24 protein-coding genes are annotated in these 23,606 nt (G+C 63.3%); 4 read left to right on the forward strand and 20 right to left on the reverse strand.

Features of this window, described 5'->3' with window-relative positions; translation table 11 throughout:
• Positions 1-4: 4 nt before the first annotated feature.
• The 18 genes from BMG03_RS08905 to groES all read right to left on the reverse strand — a co-directional run bounded on the left by BMG03_RS08905 (position 5) and on the right by groES (position 16,764).
• Positions 5-436, reverse strand: coding sequence for a hypothetical protein (locus BMG03_RS08905; protein ID WP_075774595.1), 432 nt, complete (start codon positions 434-436; stop codon positions 5-7).
• Positions 437-588: 152 nt separating this feature from the next.
• On the reverse strand, positions 589-936 hold the full coding sequence (locus BMG03_RS08910; protein ID WP_075774596.1) for a hypothetical protein: 348 nt from the start codon (positions 934-936) through the stop codon (positions 589-591).
• 236 nt (positions 937-1,172) lie between these two features.
• Complete coding sequence (locus BMG03_RS08915; RefSeq protein WP_075774597.1) at positions 1,173-1,598, reverse strand: hypothetical protein; 426 nt, start codon at positions 1,596-1,598, stop codon at positions 1,173-1,175.
• Between the two features lie 188 nt (positions 1,599-1,786).
• Positions 1,787-1,984, reverse strand: coding sequence for a YgaP family membrane protein (locus BMG03_RS08920; RefSeq protein WP_075774598.1), 198 nt, complete (start codon positions 1,982-1,984; stop codon positions 1,787-1,789).
• A gap of 108 nt (positions 1,985-2,092) precedes the next feature.
• Positions 2,093-2,965 (reverse strand): 3-hydroxyisobutyrate dehydrogenase, encoded by an 873-nt coding sequence (gene mmsB / locus BMG03_RS08925; protein ID WP_075774599.1) that lies wholly within the window; start codon positions 2,963-2,965, stop codon positions 2,093-2,095.
• Positions 2,962-4,008 carry an enoyl-CoA hydratase/isomerase family protein gene (locus tag BMG03_RS08930; protein ID WP_075774600.1) on the reverse strand — a complete coding sequence of 349 codons (1,047 nt, stop codon included), beginning with the start codon at positions 4,006-4,008 and terminating at the stop codon, positions 2,962-2,964. The genes mmsB and BMG03_RS08930 overlap by 4 nt, the downstream gene beginning before the upstream one ends.
• Positions 4,005-5,150 (reverse strand): acyl-CoA dehydrogenase family protein, encoded by a 1,146-nt coding sequence (locus BMG03_RS08935; protein ID WP_075774601.1) that lies wholly within the window; start codon positions 5,148-5,150, stop codon positions 4,005-4,007. Before BMG03_RS08935 ends, BMG03_RS08930 begins: the two co-directional genes overlap by 4 nt.
• 126 nt (positions 5,151-5,276) lie before the next feature.
• Positions 5,277-6,743, reverse strand: coding sequence for a mannitol dehydrogenase family protein (locus tag BMG03_RS08940; protein WP_075774602.1), 1,467 nt, complete (start codon positions 6,741-6,743; stop codon positions 5,277-5,279).
• 1 nt (position 6,744) lies between these two features.
• Positions 6,745-7,509, reverse strand: a complete 765-nt coding sequence (locus BMG03_RS08945) for an L-iditol 2-dehydrogenase (RefSeq protein WP_075774603.1) — start codon at positions 7,507-7,509, stop codon at positions 6,745-6,747.
• Positions 7,506-8,501, reverse strand: coding sequence for an ABC transporter ATP-binding protein (locus BMG03_RS08950; RefSeq protein ID WP_075774604.1), 996 nt, complete (start codon positions 8,499-8,501; stop codon positions 7,506-7,508). The genes BMG03_RS08945 and BMG03_RS08950 overlap by 4 nt, the downstream gene beginning before the upstream one ends.
• A 12-nt stretch (positions 8,502-8,513) precedes the next feature.
• Positions 8,514-9,344, reverse strand: coding sequence for a carbohydrate ABC transporter permease (locus BMG03_RS08955; RefSeq protein WP_075774605.1), 831 nt, complete (start codon positions 9,342-9,344; stop codon positions 8,514-8,516).
• A 4-nt stretch (positions 9,345-9,348) separates the two neighbouring features.
• Positions 9,349-10,221, reverse strand: a complete 873-nt coding sequence (locus tag BMG03_RS08960; RefSeq protein WP_075774606.1) for a carbohydrate ABC transporter permease — start codon at positions 10,219-10,221, stop codon at positions 9,349-9,351.
• Between the two features lie 87 nt (positions 10,222-10,308).
• Positions 10,309-11,628, reverse strand: a complete 1,320-nt coding sequence (locus BMG03_RS08965) for an ABC transporter substrate-binding protein (protein ID WP_075774607.1) — start codon at positions 11,626-11,628, stop codon at positions 10,309-10,311.
• A 137-nt stretch (positions 11,629-11,765) separates the two neighbouring features.
• Entirely contained in the window at positions 11,766-12,713 is a 948-nt protein-coding gene (locus tag BMG03_RS08970; protein ID WP_077701190.1) for a sugar-binding transcriptional regulator, read from the reverse strand.
• Between the two features lie 5 nt (positions 12,714-12,718).
• The gene (locus tag BMG03_RS08975; RefSeq protein WP_075774609.1) at positions 12,719-13,387 is read right to left on the reverse strand and encodes an HAD family hydrolase; all 669 of its coding nucleotides are present in this window, start codon (positions 13,385-13,387) and stop codon (positions 12,719-12,721) included.
• 71 nt (positions 13,388-13,458) lie between these two features.
• Positions 13,459-14,598 carry a DUF8173 domain-containing protein gene (locus BMG03_RS08980; RefSeq protein WP_075774610.1) on the reverse strand — a complete coding sequence of 380 codons (1,140 nt, stop codon included), beginning with the start codon at positions 14,596-14,598 and terminating at the stop codon, positions 13,459-13,461.
• 169 nt (positions 14,599-14,767) lie between these two features.
• Positions 14,768-16,411 carry a chaperonin GroEL gene (gene groL, locus BMG03_RS08985; protein WP_075774611.1) on the reverse strand — a complete coding sequence of 548 codons (1,644 nt, stop codon included), beginning with the start codon at positions 16,409-16,411 and terminating at the stop codon, positions 14,768-14,770.
• Positions 16,412-16,476: 65 nt separating this feature from the next.
• Positions 16,477-16,764 (reverse strand): co-chaperone GroES, encoded by a 288-nt coding sequence (gene groES, locus BMG03_RS08990; RefSeq protein ID WP_075774612.1) that lies wholly within the window; start codon positions 16,762-16,764, stop codon positions 16,477-16,479.
• Between the two features lie 198 nt (positions 16,765-16,962).
• On the opposite strand from groES, the gene BMG03_RS08995 reads away from it, so the two are divergent.
• Both BMG03_RS08995 and BMG03_RS09000 read left to right on the forward strand, forming a co-directional pair.
• Positions 16,963-17,964, forward strand: a complete 1,002-nt coding sequence (locus BMG03_RS08995; protein ID WP_077701191.1) for a TraB/GumN family protein — start codon at positions 16,963-16,965, stop codon at positions 17,962-17,964.
• 160 nt (positions 17,965-18,124) lie between these two features.
• Positions 18,125-19,045, forward strand: coding sequence for a manganese-dependent inorganic pyrophosphatase (locus BMG03_RS09000; protein ID WP_075774613.1), 921 nt, complete (start codon positions 18,125-18,127; stop codon positions 19,043-19,045).
• 267 nt (positions 19,046-19,312) lie between these two features.
• Here the strand turns inward: BMG03_RS09000 and BMG03_RS09005 are convergent, their stop codons facing one another.
• Together BMG03_RS09005 and BMG03_RS09010 are read right to left on the reverse strand one after the other, a co-directional pair.
• Entirely contained in the window at positions 19,313-20,830 is a 1,518-nt protein-coding gene (locus BMG03_RS09005) for an acetyl-CoA hydrolase/transferase family protein (RefSeq protein WP_075774614.1), read from the reverse strand.
• A gap of 205 nt (positions 20,831-21,035) precedes the next feature.
• On the reverse strand, positions 21,036-21,422 hold the full coding sequence (locus BMG03_RS09010) for a response regulator (RefSeq protein ID WP_143597886.1): 387 nt from the start codon (positions 21,420-21,422) through the stop codon (positions 21,036-21,038).
• Between the two features lie 406 nt (positions 21,423-21,828).
• Here BMG03_RS09010 and BMG03_RS09015 point away from each other — a divergent pair, with 406 nt between their 5' ends.
• Together BMG03_RS09015 and BMG03_RS09020 are read left to right on the forward strand one after the other, a co-directional pair.
• On the forward strand, positions 21,829-22,557 hold the full coding sequence (locus BMG03_RS09015) for a Crp/Fnr family transcriptional regulator (RefSeq protein ID WP_075774616.1): 729 nt from the start codon (positions 21,829-21,831) through the stop codon (positions 22,555-22,557).
• A gap of 201 nt (positions 22,558-22,758) precedes the next feature.
• Complete coding sequence (locus tag BMG03_RS09020; RefSeq protein ID WP_075774617.1) at positions 22,759-23,406, forward strand: Crp/Fnr family transcriptional regulator; 648 nt, start codon at positions 22,759-22,761, stop codon at positions 23,404-23,406.
• Positions 23,407-23,606 lie beyond the last annotated feature (200 nt).

Below are 23,606 nucleotides of genomic sequence, written 5' to 3' on the forward strand. Positions count from 1 at the left end.
GGGCTCAGCGCCGCGCGGTGCGGCCGATGACTTCCATGACCTTGTGGTCTTCCGCGCCGACTTTGTAGATCACGCCGCGCACGTTGTAGTAGCGCCAGGCGCCGGTCACGATCGGCAGATCGTAGCGGCGCAGGTTCAGGATCATCGAGTGCTGATAGACTGGAAACACATCGCCGACGCTGAACTCGGGCTCCATCTGACCCTGCAGTACCCAGCGTGACGTGCCATTGGTCGTGGCGACCTTGCAGAACGTGTCGCCCGTCGTGAGCGTCTTGCACTCCGGCGCGGCCTTTGCGGAAGCTTTGGCTTCCTGCGCTGCGGGGCTACCCATGTCGATCTTTCCACCGCGCATTACCTGAACCCCTTGCGCCGATCCTTCGGCAGAGGCGAGGGCAGGCAGGGCGCAGGTCAGCGCAATCAGGGCGAGTGGGCGCATCACGATCCTCATCTTGAAAGCCTATCCACGCGCGTGTCATCGGGCAACGAAATTGAGAATCGATACATCTTTCTGTCCTCCAACCTTTCGAGGACAATAAAAAACAGGCGGAGTGGTTCCGCCCGTTTTTCAATTTCCGTCTGGACCGTGGCTCAGAAGCCGACGATGTCCGTGGCCTTGCCGACCTGGGCGAGCACTTCGCCGCTCTCGGGGCTGACTTCGTAGATGTAGCCGAACGAGCGCCAGTAGGTCGCGTCAGCCTTCAGGCCGAACGCGGCGGGCTGGCGGAGGCGAACGTGGTTCTCGGTGATCTGCTGGCCAACTTGCCACAGCAGGTCGTTGCGAACCGAGGGCTTCTGGTCATGCGACTGGTTCGCGACCGAGACGCTTGCTGCCATTTTCGAACCTGCGGCGCTCATCGGACCATCTGCGAGAGCTGCCATCGGGGTAAAAGCTGCGCCGATCACCGCGATCAGCGCGACACGGGGGAGATAAGTCATGCGCGTTTTCCTTTCGTCTTGAGGGACCAAATGCCGCATTGCGGCGAAAAGGTCCATTGCAGATTCCGCATTGCCGCCATGCGTAGAAGCGAAAGCTGTTGCGCGCTGTAAGTTGCTGTTATTGCTTAATAAAAAATTACGAGATTTCCGTGTCAAATCACAAAGGCCTCCACTTTACGTGAAGGCCTCGTGTTCAGATGCGGCGCTATGTCGCGGTTGACGCTGCGTCTGCGAAGTCAGTAGCCGAGGATCGAACGCGCGAGTCCGATCAGAGCGAGCACTTCGCCGGTCTGGCGGTCGACCTGATAGACGTAGCCGTTGGAGCGCCAATAGGTGCGATTGTCGTTCAGGCCGTAGCGGTTCGGGTCGCGGATCAGGACGTAGTCGCCGGTGATCCGGTCACCGCGGCGCCAACGGCGCTCCGCGTCCCGCCATTCGTCGTCGCGCTCGTCGTCGTGGCGATAGCTTTTCTTGGCGAGACCGGGCGGACGGCAGCCATTGTTCTTCTTGGCCAGTCCGGGCGGGCAGCCCCTGTAATCGCGCTCTGCGTGGCCGCGGTCGTTCTTCCATTTGCCGTGGCCATGGCCGTCAGCAAGGGCGGCCCCGGGCAGAAGGCTCGCCCCGAGGGCAGCGGCGAGGGTAAGCTGGGTCAGGTGTTTCATGTGACCTCTCCTTTCCTGACGCGCCTCATGCGCGTGTTGGGATATAAATGAACGTAGCTGGCCAGCCGTTCCATCGCGGAATCGGGCTTTATCCACGCGCAACCCTCTCACAAGCAAGACCCCGCCGAAGACGCGCGGTCATTCGGCGGGGTCCGGCTCGCCCTCGGGGCGAAATCAGGCTTCTGGGGTTACTTCTTACAGGTATTGACGCCGAGCATCGAGTAGAGCGGGCAGGTGCCCAGCAACCCGGTCCCGAGCGGAATCAGCCCCACCCAGAAAAGCCAGCGATAGGGGCCGGGCGGGGTCATGAAGAAGGCGATGATCAGGGCCAGCCCGACCACGATGCGCAGAGTGCGGTCGATGCCGCCGACATTGTTCTTGAACATTCAAAGCCCTTTCCGTGGCGCAGCTTCCTTGCAACTTGATACTGTTACGCGAACTCAGGCGGCAAGGATTAACTGCGGGAGGCGCGGTGACGCGCCTCCACTCGGAATTCAGGTGCGGCTGCGCTTTTCGAAACGCGGCAGCATGGCCGAGAAGTCGCGGCCCTTGCCGCCTTCGGTTTCCACGAAGGCCGAATAGAGCGCGGCGGCCAGCTTGCCCATCGGCGTGTCGGCATCGGCGCTCTCGGCGGCCTGCTGGCTCAGCCGCAGGTCCTTGAGCATCAGCTCGGCGGCGAAGCCCGGCTTGTAATCGTTGTCGGCGGGCGATTGCGGGCCGACGCCCGGCGCCGGGCAATAGGTGTTCATCGACCAGCTCTGACCCGAGGAGGTCGAGACCACGTCGAACATCTTCTCGCGGTCGAGGCCCAGCTTGTCGGCCAACGCGAAGGCTTCGCAGGTCGCGATCATCGTCACGCCGAGGATCATGTTGTTGCAGATCTTGGCCGCCTGACCCGCGCCCGCTTCGCCGCAATGCACGGCCTTCTGGCCCATCACGTCGAAGAGGGGCTTCACGATCTCGAAGCTTTTCGCGTCACCACCCACCATGAAGGTCAGCGTGCCGTTGGTCGCGCCGCCCACGCCACCGGAGACAGGCGCGTCGAGCGAACCGAGGCCGCGCTCTGCCGCCATCGCCGCGACCGCTTTCGCGCTGTCGACATCGACGGTCGAGCAATCGCACAGCACCGCATCTTCCTGCATCGCCGGGATCACTTCCTTCGCGACGTCGCGCAGGATCTGGCCGTTGGGGAGCATGGTGATGACGACCTCGGCCTCCTGCGCCGCAGCCGCTGCGGTCGTCGCCCGACCCACGCCCTCGGGCGGCGGGGCGGTGAGGTCGAAGCCGATCACTTTGTGACCCGCGGCGACCAGATTGGCCGCCATGGGCCCACCCATGTTTCCAAGCCCGATGAATGCGATTTTCATGTCGTCTCCTCCCAGATGGCCCATTCGGGGCCGAGCGGCTCCAGCATCTGCGCGACCGCCTCTTCCGGCAGCGCATCCAGAGCATATTTCCATTGCGGATTGCGATCCTTGTCGATGATCTGCGCCCGCACGCCCTCAAGAAAATCACCTAGCTCCGCCGCACGCCAGGTAAAGCGGAACTCATGGGTGAGGGCGGCGCGGATCGTGTTCTCGGCGCGGGTCATGCGGATCAGGCGCAGCGTCGCCTCCATCGACAGCGCGGAGTTGCGCAGCACCGTCTTGTAGGTCTTCTCGGCGAACTCGCTGCCCGAAGTCTCGAGCTTGGCGACGATCGCGCTGAGGTTCTCGGCCCAGAAGATGCGGTCGATCTCGGGGCGCAGGCCCTCCAGCTTGCCGGGTTCGGGCGGGGTGCGCGGATGGGGCAGGGTGTCGATATTGCCGGTCTCGATGAGCCGGGTCTTCAACTCCTCCCAATCGGCCTCGGGCACGAACATATCGGCGAACCCGGCATAGAGCGCGTCGGTTGCGTTCATTCGCGCCCCCGTGAGGCCGAGATATTCGCCCACGTGGCCTGGCGCGCGCGCCAGCAAAAGCGTGCCGCCCACGTCCGGGATCAGCCCGATCCCGCTTTCCGGCATCGCGACCTGCGTGCTTTCGCCCACGATCCGGTGGCTGGCATGGCCGCCGACGCCGACGCCGCCGCCCATCACGAAGCCCTGCATGAAGGCGACGATGGGCTTGGGATATTCCGCGATCTTTGCGTTCATCCGGTATTCGTCGCGCCAGAAGTCGCGTCCCGGTGCATAATCGCCAGCGATCCCGGCCCGGTAGACGGCGGCGATGTCGCCGCCCGAGCAGAAGGCGCGATCACCCGCTGCGTCGATCACGACAAGATCGACCTCCGGGTCGTCGCGCCATGCGTCGAGCGCCGCCTCGATCGCCATGGCCATCTCGTGATCGAGCGCGTTGAGCGCCTTGGGTCGATTGAAGGTCAGCCGTCCGGCGTGGCCTTCCTTTCTCGCGATCATCGTTTCTTCGGTCATCCACGCTCCGCCAGCATCGCGCGGCTGACGATCAGCCGCATGATTTCATTCGTGCCTTCAAGGATCTGGTGCACGCGCAGGTCGCGCACGATCTTCTCGATCCCGTAATCGGCAAGATAGCCGTAACCACCATGCAATTGCAGGCATTGGTTTGCCACATCGAATGAGGCATCCGTCACATAGAGTTTAGCCATGGCGCAGAACTTCGTCGCATCATGGGTCTTGTTGTCGAGCTTCCATGCCGCCTGACGCAGGAAGGTGCGCGCGGATTCCAGCTTCACCTCCATATCGGCGAGGCGGAATTGCAGCGCCTGGAACTGGTCGAGCGATTTACCGAAGGCCTTTCGCTCGCCCATATAGGCCAGCGTCTTGTTGAGCGCGGCCTGCGCCCCGCCGAGGGCGGAGGCCGCGATATTCAGACGCCCGCCATCGAGACCCGCCATCGCATAAGTAAAGCCTTTGCCCTCTTCGCCCAGCAAGTTCTCCGCCGGAATGTGGCAATCGTCGAATTGCACCTGCGCGGTCGGCTGAGCCTTCCAGCCCATCTTGCGCTCCAGCCCGCCGAAGCTGAGCCCCTTCGCGCCGTCCTCGACGACCACGGTGGAGATGCCCTTGGGCCCCGGATCGCCGGTGCGTACCATCGTTACATAGGCATCCGAATAGCCGCCGCCCGAGATGAACGCCTTGGTACCGTTCAGGACCCAGCCTTCGTTCGAGCGCTCGGCCTTGGTCCGCAGCGCCGCTGCGTCCGAGCCTGAACCCGGCTCGGTCAGGCAGTAGGAGAAGACCTTTTTCATGCTGACCAGATCGGGCAGCCAGCGCGCCTTGTCCTCGTCCGAGCCGAACTTGTCGATCATGCCGCCGCACATGTTGTGGATCGACAGGAACGAGCCCACGGCGGGGCAGGACATCGCGAGCGCCTCGAAGACGAGCGTGGCATCGAGGCGCGACAGGCCCGATCCGCCATAGTCTTCGGAGACGTAGATGCCGCCCAGACCCAGCTCGGCCACTTTCGGCCAGAGCTCTTTCGGGATCGTGCCGGCCTCTTCCCACGCGTCCGCATGGGGGGCGATCTCGTCCTGCCCGAAGGCGTAAGCCATGTCGAAAATGGCCTGCTGTTCCTCGCTGAGCGCGTAATCCATGAAACTCCTCCCCGAGCTCACTTTCGGTAAAGGCTCGACCTCAACCGGATGAATTGAACACCCGTTTAATTTCGAATCCTTGCGAGAGTTTTGCAAGGGGGAGCTTGTGCAAGTGCAAGCGTGCCGTCAGCCCGTCAGATAATCCGCGATCACCGAGTGCGACCCGCGCGCCCAGACGTCATTGAGAAGCGCGGTGAATTTCGCCACGACCTCGGCATTCTCGGCCAGATCGCCGTAGATCTCGGACATCTCCAGCCACGCGGCGGGACGCTCCTTCGCCAGCTTCGACTGCGCGACGAGGCGATCCCAATTCGGATCGTTCGGCGCGATCTCGGCGCCGGTCTCGCTGGTGCCGTAGCAATAGCGGCACCAGAGCGCGCTCTCGAGGATCAGCCCGGTGCAATCCCGGCCCTGAGCGAGGCAATCGCTGATCGAGGTGATGATGAACTTCGGTTGCCGGTTCGAGCCGTCATGGCACAGGCGGCGGATCGTGTCGGCCACTTCAGGGTTCGAGAAGCGGCTCAAGATGAGCTGCTTGTAATCGTTCAGGTCGGTGTCGGGCACCGGCGGCACGATGGGCAGGATCTCGGTCGTCTCGATCTTGTCGAGATAGGCGCGGATTTGATCGTCGGCCATCGCCTCATGCGCGTATTCGATGTCCCGCAGGCCTGCGGCATAGGCGATGATCGCGTGCCCGCCATTGAGGATACGGATCTTCATCGTCTCGAACCGGTCGACCGCATCGGTGAAGGTCACGCCGACTTTCTCCAGCGCGGGGCGGCCCGCAGGGAAATTGTCCTCCATCACCCATTGCCGGAAGGGCTCGCAGGTGACGGGGGCGGCGTCTTCGATCCCGAAGCTTTGGGCAAGCGCACGTTCGCGCGGGCCGGTGGCGGGGGTGATCCGGTCCACCATCGAGTTCGGAAAGGCGACATTGGTCTTGATCCATGCGCTTAGCTCCGGGTCCGACAGTTCCGCCAGTCCGCAAACCGCGTCACGTGTGACATGGCCGTTATGGGGGACGTTATCGCAACACATCACGGTGAAGGGCGGCACGCCCGAGGCTCGGCGCGCCTTCAGCGCGGCGATGATCGCGCCGAACGCGGTCTCGGGATGGTCCGGATTGGCCGCATCGGCCTGAATGTCGGGATGGGTCGGGCTGAACGTGCCGGTCTTCGGGTCGATGTAATAGCCGCCCTCGGTCACGGTAAGCGACACGATCCGAACGCTGGGCTGCGACATGGCGGCGATCAGCGGCGCATTTCCGGAGGCTACTTCGGCAAAACCAACCATCGAGCCTATCACGCGGGCCGATTTCGCCGCCGGGTCCAGCTCGATAACGCTATAGAGCCCGTCCTGTGCTAGAACCGCATCGCGCATCTTCGCATCGCCCGGTCGAACGCCCGCGCCCATGAGCGCCCAGTCATGGCCTTCGCCCAAATTGAACAGATCGTCGAGATAGACCGCCTGATGCGCCCGGTGGAAATTGCCGCAGCCGATATGAACGATGCCGGGGGTGAGCGCCGCGCGGTCGTAACCGGGGCGCGCCACGTCTGCGGGAAGCTCGGAGAGGGTGTCGTTGGAAAGTGTCATGTCAGCTCATCCAGTTTCCGCCGTCGACATTGTAGGTCTGGGCGACGATGTATTCGGCCTCGTCCGAGGCGAGGAAAACGGCCATGCCGGTCAGGTCGGCGGCGGTCCCCATGCGGCCATAGGGGACGGACTCGCCGACCTCTTTTTTCTTCTGGCCCAGGGGTTTGTTCTCGTATTTCGCGAAGAAGGCATCGACGCCGTCCCAATGCTCGCCATCGACCACGCCGGGCGCGATCGCGTTCACGTTGATGCCATGTTCGATCAGGTTCAGCCCAGCGGATTGCGTAAGGCTGATGACGGCGGCCTTGGAGGCGCAATATACCGCGACCAATGCCTCGCCCCGACGTCCGGCCTGAGACGCCATGTTGATGATCTTGCCGCCACGGGCCTGCGCGATCATCTCCTTCGCCGCCGCCTGCATCATGAAGAGCGTGCCTTCGACATTGATCTTGAAGACGCGGGCGTAATCCTCGCGGGTGATTTCCACGAGCGGCGCGGCGGTGAAGATCGCGGCGTTGTTGATCAGGATGTCGATCCCGCCCGAGGCGCGCATCTTCTCCATCGCGGCGTCGATGCTCGCCGCGTCGGTCACGTCGAGCTTGAGCGCGACCGCGCCGATCTCGGCCGCGGTGTCCTCGGCCCGCGCGATGTCGATATCGCCGATCACGACCTCCGCGCCTTCCGCGATGTATTTCTCCGCGAAAGCGCGGCCGATCCCACGGGCTGCCCCGGTGATCAGGGCGCGTTTGCCATTCAGTCGCATCAGATTGCCTGTCCTTGCGCGTCGAATTTGTGGAGTTGGTTGAGGTCGGGGGTCAGGTAGACCTTGTCGCCCGAATGCAGCCCGATCTCACCGCCGCCGCGCACGTTGATCACGCCATGCTTCGTTTCGACATGCAGGAACGTGTCGGAGCCCAAGTGCTCGGACACGCCGACCGTGCCCTCCCACGCGCCTTCGGTCGTCGAGACCTCGATATGCTCCGGGCGGATGCCGATGCTGTCGGCGCCGTATTTCGCAGCTTCGTCGCCCTCGATGAAGTTCATCTTCGGCGAGCCGATGAAGCCCGCGACGAACTTGTTGCGCGGCGAGCGATACAGTTCCAGCGGCGAGCCAACCTGTTCGATCCGGCCGGCCTGCAGCACGACGATCTTGTCGGCCATGGTCATCGCCTCGACCTGATCGTGGGTGACGTAGATCATCGTGGTCTTGAGCTTCTGGTGCAGTTCCGAGATCTCCAGCCGCATGTTCACCCGCAGCGCCGCATCGAGGTTCGACAGCGGTTCGTCGAAAAGGAACGCCGCCGGTTCGCGCACGATGGCCCGACCGATCGCGACGCGCTGGCGCTGACCGCCCGAAAGCTGGCCGGGGCGACGGTCGAGATAGTCGGTCAGGTTGAGGATGCGCGCGGCATTGTCGACCTTCTCCTTGGCCGCCGCCGCGTCCAGCTTTGCCATCTTCAGCGGGAAGGCGATGTTCTTGCGCACCGACATATGCGGGTAGAGCGCGTAGCTCTGGAACACCATCGCCAGACCGCGCTTGGCGGGGGGCAGGTCGCTCGAAGGTTGACCGTTGATCTCGATTTCGCCGCCCGAGACGTCTTCCAGACCCGCGATCAGGCGCAGAAGGGTGGATTTGCCGCAGCCCGAGGGGCCGACGAAGACGACGAACTCGCCTTCGTTGATTTCCAGATCGAGCGGCGGGATGACCTCGACATCGCCGAAGGCCTTGCGGACGCCCTTGAGGGTAATCTGTCCCATGGGTTTAGCTCCTTATTTCACGGCGCCGAAGGTCAGGCCACGCACCAGCTGTTTCTGGCTGAACCAGCCGAGGATCAGGATCGGTGCGATAGCCAGCGTCGAGGCGGCAGAGAGTTTCGCGTAGAACAGCCCTTCGGGGCTGGAATAGGCGGCAATGAAAGCGGTGAGGGGGGCGGCATTCGCCGCCGTCAGGTTCAGCGTCCAGAAGGCTTCGTTCCAGGCGAGGATCACGTTGAGCAGAAGCGTCGAGGCGATGCCGGGCACGGCCATCGGGGTCAGCACGTAGAGGATCTCGCCGCTCAAGGTCGCGCCATCCATGCGGGCGGCCTCGAGGATGTCCTTCGGAATTTCCTTGAAATAGGTGAAGAGCATCCAGATCACGATCGGCAGGTTCATCAGGCACAGCACGATGACCAGACCGGTCCGGGTATCCAGCAGGCCCCAGTCGCGGAACATCAGGTAGATCGGGACGAGCACGCCCACGGCGGGCATCATCTTGGTGGACAGCATCCACATCAGCACGTCCTTGGTGCGCTTGCCCGGCACGAAGGCCATGGCCCAGGCCGAGGGGATCGCGACGATGAGCGCCAGCAGGGTGGAGCCGAACGAGATCACCACCGAATTCATGAAGTGGCGGAAGTAGTTCGAGCGCTCCTGAACGAGATGGTAGCTATCGACGGTCCAGGCCGAGGTCAGCACGTCCCACGGCGCCTTGATCGCGTCGCCCTCGGTCTTGAACGACAGGATGATCGTCCAGAGGATCGGGAAGAAGATCACGAAGGCCAGCGCCCATGCGATCACGGACATGATCGTGCGGCGGCGGTTGGAGATTTTGCGCGCCATTGGATTACGCCTCCAGGTTCTTGCCGATCATCCGCATCAGGAAGATCGCGACGATATTTGCGAGGATCACGGCGATCACACCGCCCGCGGCGCCTCCGCCCACGTCGAATTGCAGCAGCGACTGGACATAGACGAGGTAGGTCAGCGTGGTGGACGCGTTGCCCGGCCCGCCATTCGTGGTCACAAGGATTTCCGCGAAGGTCGAGAGCAGGAAGATCGTCTGGATGAGGATCACCACGGTCGCGGCCCGCGCGAGGTGTGGCAGCATGATGTAGAAGAACCGCGACAGGGCGCCCGCGCCGTCCATCTCGGCGGCCTCCAACTGCTCGGAATCCAGCGATTGCAGCGCGGTCAGCAGGATCAGCGTCGCGAAGGGCAGCCACTGCCATGCCACGATTATGGTGATCGAAAGCATCGGCGCATGGGCGAGAAAGTCATATGGCTGTAGCCCTATCGCCTTGGCGATATAGGCGAAAATGCCGTTCACCGGATTGTAGAGCATGTTCTTCCAGACCAGTGCGGACACGGTCGGCATGACGAAGAAGGGCGCGATCACGAGAACCCGTACGATGCCCTGGCCGAAGATCGGCTGATCGAGGAGCAGCGCCAGCAGGATGCCCCCGATCACGGTGATCAGCAGCACGCCCCCCACCAGCACCAAAGTGTTCTTGAGCGCAGTGAAGAAGGCGGGATCGGTGAGGAAGTAATAGTAATTGTCCCAGCCCACGAAGCCGCCCTGACCGGGCATCAGCAGGTTGTAGCGCTGGAACGAGAACCAGATCGTCATGCCCAGCGGCACGGCCATCCACATGAACAGCAGGATGACGGATGGCGAAATCATGAGACGCGCGGCAGAGCGCGAGGCTTGCGTGGACATCGGTCCGGCTCCGGTTATCGGAAGTTGAAAAAAGAGGCACGGGGCGGTCAGACCCAAAATGACCGCCCCGGCCGGGGAGGGGCCTGGTTACTTGATGTAACCGGCCTTCTTCATCTCGCGCTCGGTCAGGCTCTGTGCGTTTTGCAGTGCCTGATCGCCGGAGATTTGCCCTGCGAGCGCAGCCGAGAACTGCTGGCCGACGGCGGTGCCGATCGCCTGGAACTCGGGGATCGCGACGAACTGGACGCCGGTATAGGGAACCGGGTCAACCGTCGGATTGGTCGGGTCAGCCGCGTTGATCGAGTCCAGCGTCAGCTTCGCGAAGGGGGCCGCTTCGAGATATTTCGGGTTCTCGTAGAGCGAGGTGCGGGTGCCCGGGGGCACGTTCGCCCAGCCCTCTTTCTCGGCCACGAGCTCGGTATAGTGCTTCGAGGTCGCCCATTCGATGAAGGTCTTCGCGGCGTCTTCCTTCTGGGTGCCCGCCGGGATCGCCAGCGACCAGGCCCAGAGCCAGTTCGCGCGCTTGTCGACGCCTTCCTTGTTCGGCGCGAGCGCGAAGCCGACCTTGTCGGCCACGGTCGAGTCCTTGGGGTTGGTCACGAAGGACGCAGCCACCGTGGCGTCGATCCACATGCCGCATTTGCCCTGCTGGAACAGTGCGAGGTTCTCGTTGAAGCCGTTGGCCGACGCGCCGGGCGGGCCGTATTTGTTCATCATGTCGAGGTAACGCGACATGGTCTCTTTCCACGGGGCCGTGTTGAATTGCGGCTGCCAGTTCTCGTCGAACCAACGTCCGCCCATCGAGTTGTCCATCGTGGTCAGGAAGGCGGCGTTCTCGCCCCAACCGGCCTTGCCGCGCAGACAGATGCCGTAGACTTCATTGTCCTTGTCGGTCATCGCGGCAGCGGCTTTTTCGATGTCGGACCAGGTCGGCTTCTCGGGCATTTCCATCCCGGCCTTTTCCATCAGGTCCTTGCGATACATCACGAAGGAGCTTTCGCCGTAGAAGGGCGCTGCATAGAGCTTGCCATCCACGGTGAGGCCTTTGCGGATCTGCGGCAGCAGGTCGTTCACGTCATAGCTGTCGGGCATGCCGTCGAGCGGCACGAGCCAGCCCTGCTTGCCCCAGATCGGAACCTCGTAGGTGCCGATGGTCAGCACGTCGAACTGGCCGCCCTTAGTGGCGATGTCGGTGGTGACCTTCTGGCGCAGGACGTTCTCTTCCAGCGTGACCCATTCCACCTTGATGTCGGGATGCTCGGCATAGAAGTCGTCCATCAGGCCCTGCATGCGGACCATGTCGCCGTTGTTCACGGTTGCGACGGTGATGGTGGTCTCGGCTGCCGCAGCAGTCGCAAGCGCGCCGAGAGCACAGGCGCCCATGAGCGCCCGGATCGTATAAGTCATAGATTTCCTCCCTTGCGGTCTGAGCATATGCCCAAACTGTGAGAAAATATTCACAAACAGAACCCAAGCTGTCAATCAAGAATTACTGCGATGTCTTGATTTATTATGAACGCCGTCTCTAACGCCTTGTTTCGGCGTCAGTCTTCCAACAGGGCCTGAGCCGTCGGCTCGTCGGTCACGAGCCCGTTGAGAAGCCCGCCTGCCAGAGCGGCACGAATCGCGACCAGTTTCGAGCTGCCAGCGGCGATGCCGATCACCGGGGCGTCGCGCTTGGGCTCGATCCGGAACGAGCCGAAACGCGTCGTGGTGGGAGTGGTGATGTAGTTGCCCTGCGCATCGTAGAACGAGCCCACGAGCTCGCCCACGCCGCCAGCCGCGCGCAGCTCCTCGAGTTCGGCGAGGGTGACGAAGCCGTCCTTGTGCACCGGCGCGTCCTCGCCCAGCTGGCCGACGCCGACGAAGGTCGCATCCGCCTCCGCCGCGAGCCGCTTCACGGCCTGCACCGGCTTGAGTCGGTCGAACATCGCACGTTCCTCCACCGTTTCCGAGATCACCGGAACCAGCATCGGATAATGCGGCAGGCGCAGCTTGTCGGCCATCCGCATGATGACGTCATAGAACGAGGCAGAACCGTCCGGGGCGATGTTGCCGATCAGCGAGACGATCTTGTGCTCGGTCGCGGGGCGCTGCATCACCTCGTTCACCATCGCAGAGAGCGAGCGGCCCGTCCCGAAGGCGATCACCTGCGGCTCGGACCGTGCGAGGATCCGTTCGAGAAGCGTGGCGGCGAAAGCGGCGGTGGCCGTGGCCGGGTCGCCGCGTTCACCCAGCGACGGCGCGACGCGCACCGTCTGCAGCCCGAAGCGACGCATCAGCGCCGCTTCCAGTTCCAAACAGGCGCCGATCTTGTGCTCGATCCGCACCCGCACCAGTCCTTCTGAAACCGCGCGGCTCACCAGCCGCTGCGCGCGCTGACGCGACACGCCGAGCTCGGCGGCGATCTGGTCCTGCGTCATGCCGCCGACGTAATAGAGCCATCCGGCCCGTGCCGCCTCGTCATCGCGCGAAGTTTCGGCCTCATTCATACGGCTCACGACTCTTTCTCCCTGATGAGTCCATTCTGGAAGAACTCGGTGAAATGCGCAAATTCGCGATGCGGACGGGCATCCTCGGGAGGCGTCAGGTCGCGCCCGGCCAGATGGCTGCCGCCGGTGAAACGCCAGACTTCCATCCCCGCCGCAAGCCCTGCACGAATGCCGTTGAGGCTGTCCTCGATCACCAGCGTGCGGGCAGGGGCCGCGCCCATCTTCTCCGCCGCGTGCAGGAACAGGTCGGGTGCGGGCTTTCCATGGGCGACCTCGCTCGCGGTGAACAGCCGATCGCCCACCCGGTCGCGCAGGCCTGCGATTTCGAGCGAGCGTTCGGCGCGCGGCAGGCTCGACGACGTGGCCACGCACCATGGCACGTCGAGTGCCTCCAGCACATCGGCCACGCCCTGAGTCACTCGCAGGTCCCGTTCGAACGCGTCGAGCAGACGCGCGCGATACTGCGCCTCGAACTCCTCCGGAAGATCAAGCCCGAACTCGGAGCGGATCTGCTTCATCACCGTGGGATAGGACCGGCCGAGGAAATGGCGCGCGACGTAATCGAGGTCGATATTCACCTGCAGCGTGGCCAGCTCGTCGATCAGCATCTGCGCCGAAATGATCTCGGAATCGATCAGCACCCCGTCGCAGTCGAAAATCACCAGATCGGTCATGGTTCCTCCCCCTGTCATTCGCGCAGCGATAGCGTGCGAAACCGGGGATGGCCAGAGGCGGGAGCGGTCTGTCAGACCATGGCCTCCCGCGCACCGATCCCGGTCACCCGAAGCACGATCGCGCCCGCGCCGAACAGGAAGATCGCCATCACGCCGAGCCAACCGACCCACGGAATGATCCAGATCAGCGCGCCGATCACCGCGCCACCGAACGCCGCGAGGGCGCATTCGCCCGGGGTGACCGGCTGGCCGCGCCCGATCAGATCATGCAACCACGCGCCGATGACCCAGATCCCCACGATATAGCCGCCGAAGCCCAGCACCAGCACTCCGAGCAGCGAGAACGGCACCAGCACCAGCCCGATCACGGTCATCGCAAGCAGCAAGATCGACCCCACGAGCGCCGAGAGCCCGACGAACCCCGCAAGGCCCGCGCGCAAGGGATGGGCGAGGCTGCGCCGGCGCATGCGGTCCATCAAGCCCGGCGCGAAGACCGCGAGAAGCGTGGCCACGATCCCGACCACGAGCACGCCGCCCAGCCAGTCGCGGGTCTCGATCAGGTAATTGCGTGCCGGCGCAGGGCGTGCCTTCGCCTCTTCGAATTCCTTCGCCTGATGAATGCTCACCCGTTCGGCCGGGGCGACGCTGGAGGGGACGGTCACCTCACCGGGCGTGTCGGTATAGACCTGAACCTTGCCTGTGACCGTCGCGCCATCGCCCCAGGTGACGGTCTTTGTTCCCAGCACGAGATCGCCCGAAATTTCGGCGTCGATCAGCGCCTCGTCGGCGCCGATGACCGCGCTGCCCGCGACAGGAGCCTCGAGCCGAACCTGCTGCCCCATCGCGCGCAGGTTGCCCGAGATCGTCCCCTTGACGGTAAGCGCCTGACCCGCGAGCGTCGCCGCACCCGCGACCGGGGCCGCGAGGTCGATATCCTGACCCGCCGCATAAAGGTCGCCGCCCACCCGTGCGCCGATCACGATATTCTGGCCCGCGAGATGCGCCGCGCCCGTGATCGGGCTACCCATAGTGACGTGCTGACCAGCGGCGAAAAGATCGTGGATGTTCTCACCCGTGGCACTCACGGTGCGGCCCGCGAGATAGGCGTCGCCGCCGAAGCGCCAGTCTTGAGTTTCCTCGGCCGCCGCGACCGAGGCGGCCAGAGCGACAGCGAGGCAGGCGAGGGATTTGACGAGGAAATTGCGCGACATAACCGGGGCCTTCCAGCGAAATTGACGATGGGGAAGTGTAACACCAATCGTTCACGGCCACGTGACATAGCTCAATACGGGCATAAAAATCTGCGATTTACGCATGTGAAAAGGGGCGCCCCTTCCGGAGCGCCCCTTCCCATTAGATCCCTGAAGCGGGAACGGCTGATTACATCATGCCGCCCATGCCGCCCATGCCGCCCATGTCGGGGGCACCGCCAGCGCCTTTCGGCTCCGGCTTCTCGGCGATCATCGCTTCGGTGGTGATCAGCAGGCCAGCAACCGAGGCCGCGTCTTCGAGCGCGGTGCGGGTCACTTTCGCCGGGTCGATCACGCCGAACTCGAACATGTTGCCGTACTCTTCGGTCTGCGCGTTGAAGCCGAAGTTCAGGTCGTCGCTCTCGCGGACCTTGCCGGCCACGACAGCACCGTCCACACCGGCGTTTTCTGCGATCTGACGCAGCGGCGCTTCGAGGGCGCGCTTGACGATCGCGATACCGGCTTCCTGGTCGGAGTTCGCACCGGAGAGACCGGCGAGCACTTTCGCGCCCTGAACGAGGCTGACGCCACCGCCGACAACGATGCCTTCCTGAACGGCCGCACGGGTCGCGTTCAGAGCGTCGTCCACACGGTCCTTGCGCTCTTTCACTTCGACTTCGGTCATGCCGCCGACGCGGATGACAGCCACGCCACCGGCCAGTTTCGCGACGCGCTCTTGCAGCTTCTCGCGGTCGTAGTCCGAGGTGGTTTCCTCGATCTGGGTGCGGATCTGGCTGACGCGCGCTTCGATCTCGGCCTTGTCACCAGCGCCTTCGACGATGGTGGTGTCGTCCTTGGTGATGCTCACCTTCTTGGCGGTGCCCAGCATGTCCATGCCGACGTTCTCGAGCTTCATGCCGAGGTCTTCCGAGATCACCTGGCCGCCGGTCAGGATCGCGATGTCCTGCAGCATGGCCTTGCGGCGGTCGCCGAAGCCCGGTGCTTTCACGGCTGCAATCTTCAGGCCGCCGCGCAGCTTGTTGACCACGAGGGTCGCGAGCGCTTCGCCTTCGACGTCTTCAGCGATGATGAGGAGCGGCTTTTGCGACTGGATGACCTGCTCGAGCAGCGGGACCATCGGCTGCAGCGACGAGAGCTTCTTCTCGTGGAGCAGGATGTAGCAGTCTTCGAGTTCCGCGACCATCTTGTCGGGGTTGGTCACGAAGTAAGGCGACAGGTAGCCACGGTCGAACTGCATGCCTTCGACGACTTCGACTTCGGTCTCCATGCCGCGGGCTTCTTCCACGGTGATGACGCCGTCATTGCCGACTTTCTGCATCGCGTTGGCGATCATCTTGCCGATGGCTTCTTCGCCGTTCGCCGAGATGGTGCCGACCTGAGCGACTTCGTCCGAGTCCTTGACCGGGCGAGCAGCGCTCTTGATCGCGTCGACGACTTTCGAGGTCGCGAGATCGATGCCGCGCTTGAGGTCCATCGGGTTCATGCCAGCGGCCACGGCTTTCAGGCCGTCCTTGACGATCGCCTGAGCGAGCACGGTGGCGGTGGTGGTGCCGTCGCCAGCCTCGTCATTGGTGCGCGAGGCGACTTCTTTCACCATTTGCGCGCCCATGTTCTCGAACTTGTCCGAAAGTTCGATCTCTTTGGCGACCGACACACCGTCTTTGGTGATGCGCGGCGAGCCGAACGACTTTTCGATCACGACGTTGCGGCCTTTCGGGCCCAGCGTGACCTTCACCGCGTCGGCGAGGATGTTGACGCCGTCGAGCATACGATCGCGGGCGTCGGTGGAGAATTTCACGTCCTTGGCTGCCATGTTTGTTGGCTCCTTGACTGAGTTGTTCTTGGGATATCAGGGCATCTCGGTAAGAGCAGGGCGCCTTACGAGATGATGCCCATGATGTCGCTTTCTTTCATGATGAGCAGCTCTTCGCCGTCGAGGGTCACTTCCGTGCCCGACCACTTGCCGAAGAGAACGCGGTCGCCAGCTTTGACGCCCGGTGCGATCAGCTCGCCCGATTCCTTGCGCGCGCCGTCACCCACTGCGACGACTTCACCCTCTGCGGGCTTTTCTTTCGCGCTGTCGGGGATGATCAGGCCACCCTTGGTTTTTTCTTCGCTCTCCACGCGCTTGACCAGCACACGGTCATGAAGCGGTTTGAATGCCATCTGGGTCACTCCCTAAAGGTTCCAGGTTCGAAAACTTTTAGCACTCGTCATTGGTGAGTGCTAACGATGGCGGAGTTAGTCATTGAGGCGGGCGGCTGTCAATAACCGAAAAGCGAATTTTTTGCGTCAATTCGAACGATCGGGGCGCGGCGATTTCGCCTCTATGCGGAACGCATATCGCGTGGCACTCTCGCCCTCATGAAATTCGCCAAGCTCCTTCGGCCTTTGCTGGCCCCCGCGCTTTCTCTCTGCCTCGCACTGCCCGCATGGGCGGAGTGCCGCGGCACGAATATCTTTGACGCGCTGCCCAAGGCCGAGCAGGAGGCGCTGACCGCCGCCGCCGATTCCGCGCCCTTCTCTCGCGGATTGCTGTTTTCTGCAACCAAGGGCACGGAAAAGATCACGCTGGCCGGCACCTACCATCTGCCCGATCCGCGTCATGACAAGCTGGTCGGGGCGCTCTCGAAGGCGCTCGAGAAAGCGTCGCGGCTGCTGGTGGAGGCGGGCCCGGACGAGCAGGCGCGGTTGGAGCACGCGATCCAGACCGACCCGACGCTGATGTTCTCGACCGGCAAGACCCTGCCACAGATGATGTCCGAGCAGGACTGGAACATGACCAAGGCGGCGCTCGCGGCCCATGGGATGCCCGCTTTCCTCGCCGCGAAGATGCGGCCCGCTTTCGTCGCGATGACGCTGTCGCTGCCGCCCTGTGCCACGGCCGAGCTCGCCAAGGGAGAGGGCGGTCTGGACCTGCAGGTAATGACGCAGGCCGAGGCCGACGGCGTGCCGGTCGAGGCGCTGGAGCCGTGGGACACTGTCTTCAAGCTGTTCAACGGCATCACCGAGACCGAGGCGCTGGAAATGCTCCGCGCGGCAGTGATCGGCGCGCCCTTGGCTGACGATATGGGCGTGACGATGGGCGATCTCTATTTCCGGGGCGAACCGCGCCTGATCTGGGAACTGGCGCGCGAACAGGCCGTCACGGCAGGCATGAATGCCGATGAGGTCGAGCGCCAGATGAAGCTCTCCGAGGATCTGCTGATGGTCGCCCGCAACCGCAACTGGCTGCCCAAGATCGAAGCCGCGGCGAAGCAGGGGCCGGTCGTGGTCGCGGTGGGCGCGCTGCACCTTTCGGGTAAAGAGGGGTTGTTGCGGTTGCTCGAGAAGGACGGCTGGAGCATCGAGCGGCTCGATAGCTGAGACGTCGAAATGCAGTTTGCCCCGGGGCGACCCGCCCCGGTCCGCGCCTGTCCGGTTGCTCGCTTGCGGCTCTTTCCGCATCGCCAGACCCCTAGGTGACAAGCCCAGACACAGCGCCTATAACCTGCGCCGACAGTTGATTATCCGAGAGGATCTCCCCATGACGATTAAGGTTTTCGGCCACAAGGCCCCCGACACCGACTCGACCGGCTCGCCCATTGCCTGGGCGTGGTATCTCAACGAAGTCAAAGGCACCCCGGCCAAGCCCTGCCTGCTGGGCGAGCCCAATACCGAGGCGGCTTTCGTCATCGAGCATTGGGGCCTCGACAAGCCCGAGATCATCTCTGACGTGGAAGAAGGCGAGGACGTGGTCGTCGTCGACACCAACAACCCCGCCGAGCTGCCGAGCGGTATCAACGCTGCCAACGTCATCCAGATCATCGATCACCACAAGCTGACCGGCGGGATCGAGACCAAGGGACCGATCGACATCACGATGCGCCCGCTCGCCTGCACCGCGACTATCCTCTACGATCTGATGGGCGACGACGTGGCGAAAGCGCCGCGCGGCATCAAGGGCGCGATGCTCAGCTGCATCCTGTCGGATACGCTGGAATTCCGCTCGCCCACCACGACCGATCACGACCGCGCCGTCTGCGACGCGCTGGCGAGCGATCTGGGCATCGACATGCACGAGCTGGCCGAGAAGATGTTCGAAGCGAAATCGGACGTCTCCGCCTTCACCGATGCAGAACTGCTGCGGATGGATTCCAAGGAATACCCGGTCGACGGCACGACCTTCCGCGTTTCCGTGCTGGAGACCACCGCGCCGAAGATGGTGCTGGACCGGAAGGCCTCGCTGATGACCTCGATGGAAGAGGTCGCGAAGGAAGACGGCGTCGATCAGGTGCTCCTGTTCGTGATCGACATCCTGAAGGAAGAGGCGACGCTGCTGGTGCCGAACGATCTGGTGAAGGGCGTGGCCGAGAAGAGCTTCGACGCCACGGTCGAGGGCGATACTGTGGTGCTGCCCGGCGTTATGAGCCGCAAGAAGCAGATCATCCCGTCGCTCAAGGTCTGAGCTTTCGGGATTTGAGATAGGGAAGGGGCGTCCGGTCGGGCGCCCCTTTTTCTTCTTTGGTCGCCCAGTTCGGGCGCAATCGCGAAGCGGGAGCATTTTGCTCCGGCGCGGGGCGACCAGCCCCGGGCCGCGCCCGACCCTCCCCCCGGGAGGGCGCATTGGCGATGTCAGCGCGGGCACCACCGAACTTCGGGCTTGCGAGATAAACCGCCAAGCCACCCGCCGATCGAAGCGCTCACCCGAGGCTCAGGCCCGCCACTCATTGCCTCACTCTTCCATCGTCCCCGTTTCCACGAAGCGCTGGTGCCAGCTCAGCGCCTCGTCCAGCAGGTTCGGGGCATGATTGGCGAAGCTGCCCTTCTTGGCGCGCTCGAAATAGTCCCGCAGCATCGGGCGGTAAGCGGGATGGGCGCAGGTCTCGATGATCGTCTCGGCACGCTGCTTCGGAGACAGCCCGCGCAGATCGGCCAGACCCTGTTCGGTCACGATCACCTGCACATCCTGCGCGATGTGATCGACATGGGCGGCCATCGGCACGATCGCCGAAATCTTACCACCTTTGGCGACCGACGGAGTCATGAAGATCGAGACATAGCCGTTGCGCGCGAAATCGCCCGAACCGCCGATGCCGTTCTGGATCTTCGAGCCCATCACATGGGTCGAGTTCACGTTGCCGTAGATATCCGCTTCGATCAGCCCGTTCATCGCGATGCAGCCCAATCGGCGCACCAGCTCTGGATGGTTCGAGATTTCCTGCGGACGCAGGATCAGCTTGTCGCGGAAATAGGCGGCGTTGTCGTTGAAATACTGCGCCTTCTCGGGCGAGAGCGAAAAGGCGGTGGCCGAGGCCATGCGCAGCTTGCCGGCCTCGATCATGTCGAGCATCCCGTCCTGAATGACCTCGGTGAAGGCGGTCATCTGGTCGAAGGGGGCCTCGATCAGCCCGGCCATCACCGCGTTCGGCACGTTGCCCACGCCGGATTGCAGCGGCAGCAGCCCGCGTGGCAGGCGGCCCTGTTTCACCTCGTTGCCGAGAAAGTCGAGGATATGGCCCGCAATCGCCTCGGCCACCGCATCGGGCGGGCTGAAGGGCGCGTTGCGGTCGGGCGCGTCGGTCTCGACCACGGCCACGACTTTCTCGGGATCGACCTCGAAATAGGTCTGGCCGATGCGGTCGTCAGGCTTCACCAGCGGGATCGGCACGCGGTTCGGGGGCAGGGCGGTGCCGTAATAGATGTCATGCATCCCCTCCAGCATCGGTGACTGCCAGCGGTTCACTTCGAGGATGATCTTGTCAGCACAGTCGAGCCACGTCTTGTTATTGCCGACCGAGCTCGACGGGATCAGCTTGCCATCCTCGGTGAAGCCGGAAATCTCGATCACCGCCGTGTCGAGCTTGCCCATGAACCCCATCCACGCCATCGGGGCGACCTGGCTCAGGTGCATGTCGAAATATTTCATCTGACCCGCATTGATCCGCTCGCGCGCGATCGGGTCGGAATTGTAGGGCAGGCGGAATTCGATCCCGTCGGCCTTGGCCAGAGCGCCGTCCAGCTCGGGACCCGTCGAAGCGCCCGACCAAATCTTCACCTTGAACGGGCGGCCCGCCGCGTGCTCGGCCTCGATCCGGGAAGCGAGCGCCATCGGCACCGCCTTGGGATAGCCCGAGCCGGTGAAGCCCGACATGCCGATCGTCGCGCCATTGTCGATCAGGGCGGCGGCGTCTTCGGCGGACATCACCTTGGCGGCGAGCCCGGCATGGGCTTTGCGGATCGTGTGGTTCATGAGCAAGCGCCTCCTTCGCGATGGTTCGGTCGCGATGGCGCGGAGCGGGGCTCCTCTCTGCCTCGCATCGCCGTGCGACCTCGTGTTCCGCTGACGAGGAACGCGAGGTTGCGCGGGATGTCCATGTTTGGCCGGTATGCGCTGGACGCATGACTGATGTCGCTGGGCGCATGGCGTAGAGTTTGCGGCGCCGGGAGCGTTGAGATCAGGCTTCGACAAACCCCATCGAAATCAGGGCTTGGGCGAAATCGTCGTCGGTGAAGGGTTTGATCAGTATTTTGCCTTCAGGGAAACCATCCATCATCACGGATTTTTCATCATAGCCGGTCGAATAGAGGATTGGCACCGCGCGTTCGCGCAGCGCCTTGGCAGCTTCCAGCGAGGTTTCGTCGCCGAGATTGATGTCGAGCAGCGCCATCGAGATATCGTTGCCGCCAGCGATGTGCTGCAACGCTTCATCGACGGTGCCGAAGATGACCACGTCGCGCGCACCGAATTCGCTTAGCATCGCGGCTGCGTCATATGCCACGATCATTGCGTCTTCGAGAACCAGCGCGGTGCCGTCGATCCGAGGTGGCGCACAAAGAGTCACGAGGACCGCCTAGCCGCGCGGCGGGCATCGCTTGCGCTATTCTCGCTTCGTTCGTGCTGGATATTCCGGGGCATCAGCATCCTGTCCTTGCAGATAACTGCGTTCGAAGGGGGAAGGGATCGTAGTTGATCCGGCGTCGCATCTGAAATTTAGGCGTCAGTCCCGGTCGACGGTGCGCTGAGAGGCCTCGTGAACCTTAATGCACGTCATAATCTTCGGGGTCATTTAACTATGACATACCTTCGCAATTCGTCTAGCCGCTTGTTTTCGGCTCTACAAAGCATCGTGATCGCCTGTCGGCGGAAACGTGAGGCAAATAACGGGAAACACTCGCTTCCTCCCGAAGATCGAAAGGAACCCGCCAAGGCCATCCGCGTTGCCTTATGACGCAAAAGTGAGCCAAGGCATGACAAGTAACTGTAGAAATTGCCCCTTCGTCGATAATCCCGCCTTCATGGCGCCGGATCCGGGTGAAGAAGCGATCACTGAAGCTGCCCGGGCGGGCGAGCTGCGGATGCCCTCGGGCCAGGCCGTGGTGATGGAAGGGAACGAGCCGCAGCGCTTTTTCACTCTGCTCGAGGGTCAGGCGATGCGCTACCGGATGCTGGAAGACGGACGGCGGCAGGTGCTCAATTTCCTCTTTCCCGGCGATCTGATCGGTCTCGACGCGATCATGATGGGCGTGGCCTCGCATACGACCGAGGCGCTGACGCCGGTGAAGCTCAGCGTATTCGACCGCAGACAGGTCTGGGAACTGTTCTCGAAAATGCCGCAGCGCGCGATGATGCTGACATGGCAGGTCGCGCGCGAGGAGCATTTCCTCGGCGATGCGCTGGTGACGGTTGGCCAGCGCTCGGCGCGCGAGGCACTCGCATGGGCCTTCGTGACGCTCTACGAGCGCGGCATGCAGACCGGGCTGGTGCGCGATGGCAAGATGCCGTTCCCCGTCCGCCAGCAGGATCTTGCGGATGCGCTTGGGCTGTCACTGGTTCACACCAACAAGACCCTCGCCCGCCTGCGCAGCGAAGGGTTGGTTCAGTGGGCGCAGGGGATTCTCCAACTGCCAGATCTGGAAAAGCTCGCCGACATAGGAGTCGTCGAGCTCGGATCCGGGAAGCCACGCTACTATTTGTAGTGGCGTAATTCCCCAGCCCGACCGCAGCCGCACACCGATTCTCGAAGCTTTTCACATAGGCGAAAAGCGATTTTTCGCAGGGTGACGCAGAGGAATACCGGAAAAGATCTGCAGCGATGTCCTATGACGTAGCGCGTTCATCGGTTTCGCGGCAGATGCTGGCTTTCCTCGAATAAGTTAACAAAACGGAACCGAGCAAGCTTGGAAGACCTGTCTCGAAAATCTGACTTCGCCAATCTGGCGGACGTTTCCCATTCGCAACGCGCGGTGCCCGTGGGCGCGGCGCTTCTGCCCGAGTCCACGCCGCTGATCGCGCGGATCGAGCGCGGCATCGCCATGCGCTATACTCTGATCGAAGACGGGCGTCGGCAGGTCGAGGCGCTGGTTTATCCCGGCGATCTCTGCGGCCTCACGAGCGTGCTGCACGGCCCCGGGGCGAGTTACTACGAGGCGCTCACGCCGGTAATACTGTCGAGCTTCGATCCGGCCGATCTGCGCCAACCCGCGATCAACGGCCCAGATCGCGACACTGCGCTTCTTTGGCTGATGACGCGCGAACTGACGCGGCTTTCGGGCTGGCTGGCCTCCGTCGGGCAGCGCAACGCCAACGAGGGCATCGCCTGGTTCGTGATGCACGCATGGGAGCGCGCCGAGGCGGTCGGTCTGATCGAGAAGGACAGCGCCCCGTTCCCCTTCGCCCAGCAGGTCGTGGCAGATTCCCTCGGGCTCTCGCTGGTGCATACCAACAAGACGATCCGCCGTCTGCGCGATCAGGGGCTCTTCCGCATCTCCGGCGGGCGCGTACGGATTTCCTCGCTTCCGGCGCTGCGTCGGGCGGCCGCTCTCTAAGCTCTTCCCTGTCGCCCAAACGACGCGCTGCGACCTTGTTTGGCGCCGGTCCGACACAGCGCCGAGGAGAGCCAGATCCGGCCTCCAAAGCGAGTCCCGCACCCGGCGACGCCCCTCACATCCGGCGTGACCTCAAGCGCGCGTGATCGGCTAAGTTGCTCATTTTGCTCACGGATCGCTCACCGCCGTATCACAAGCGC

It is taken from the genome of Thioclava nitratireducens, from assembly GCF_001940525.2.
Taxonomy (GTDB): Bacteria; Pseudomonadota; Alphaproteobacteria; order Rhodobacterales; family Rhodobacteraceae; genus Thioclava; species Thioclava nitratireducens.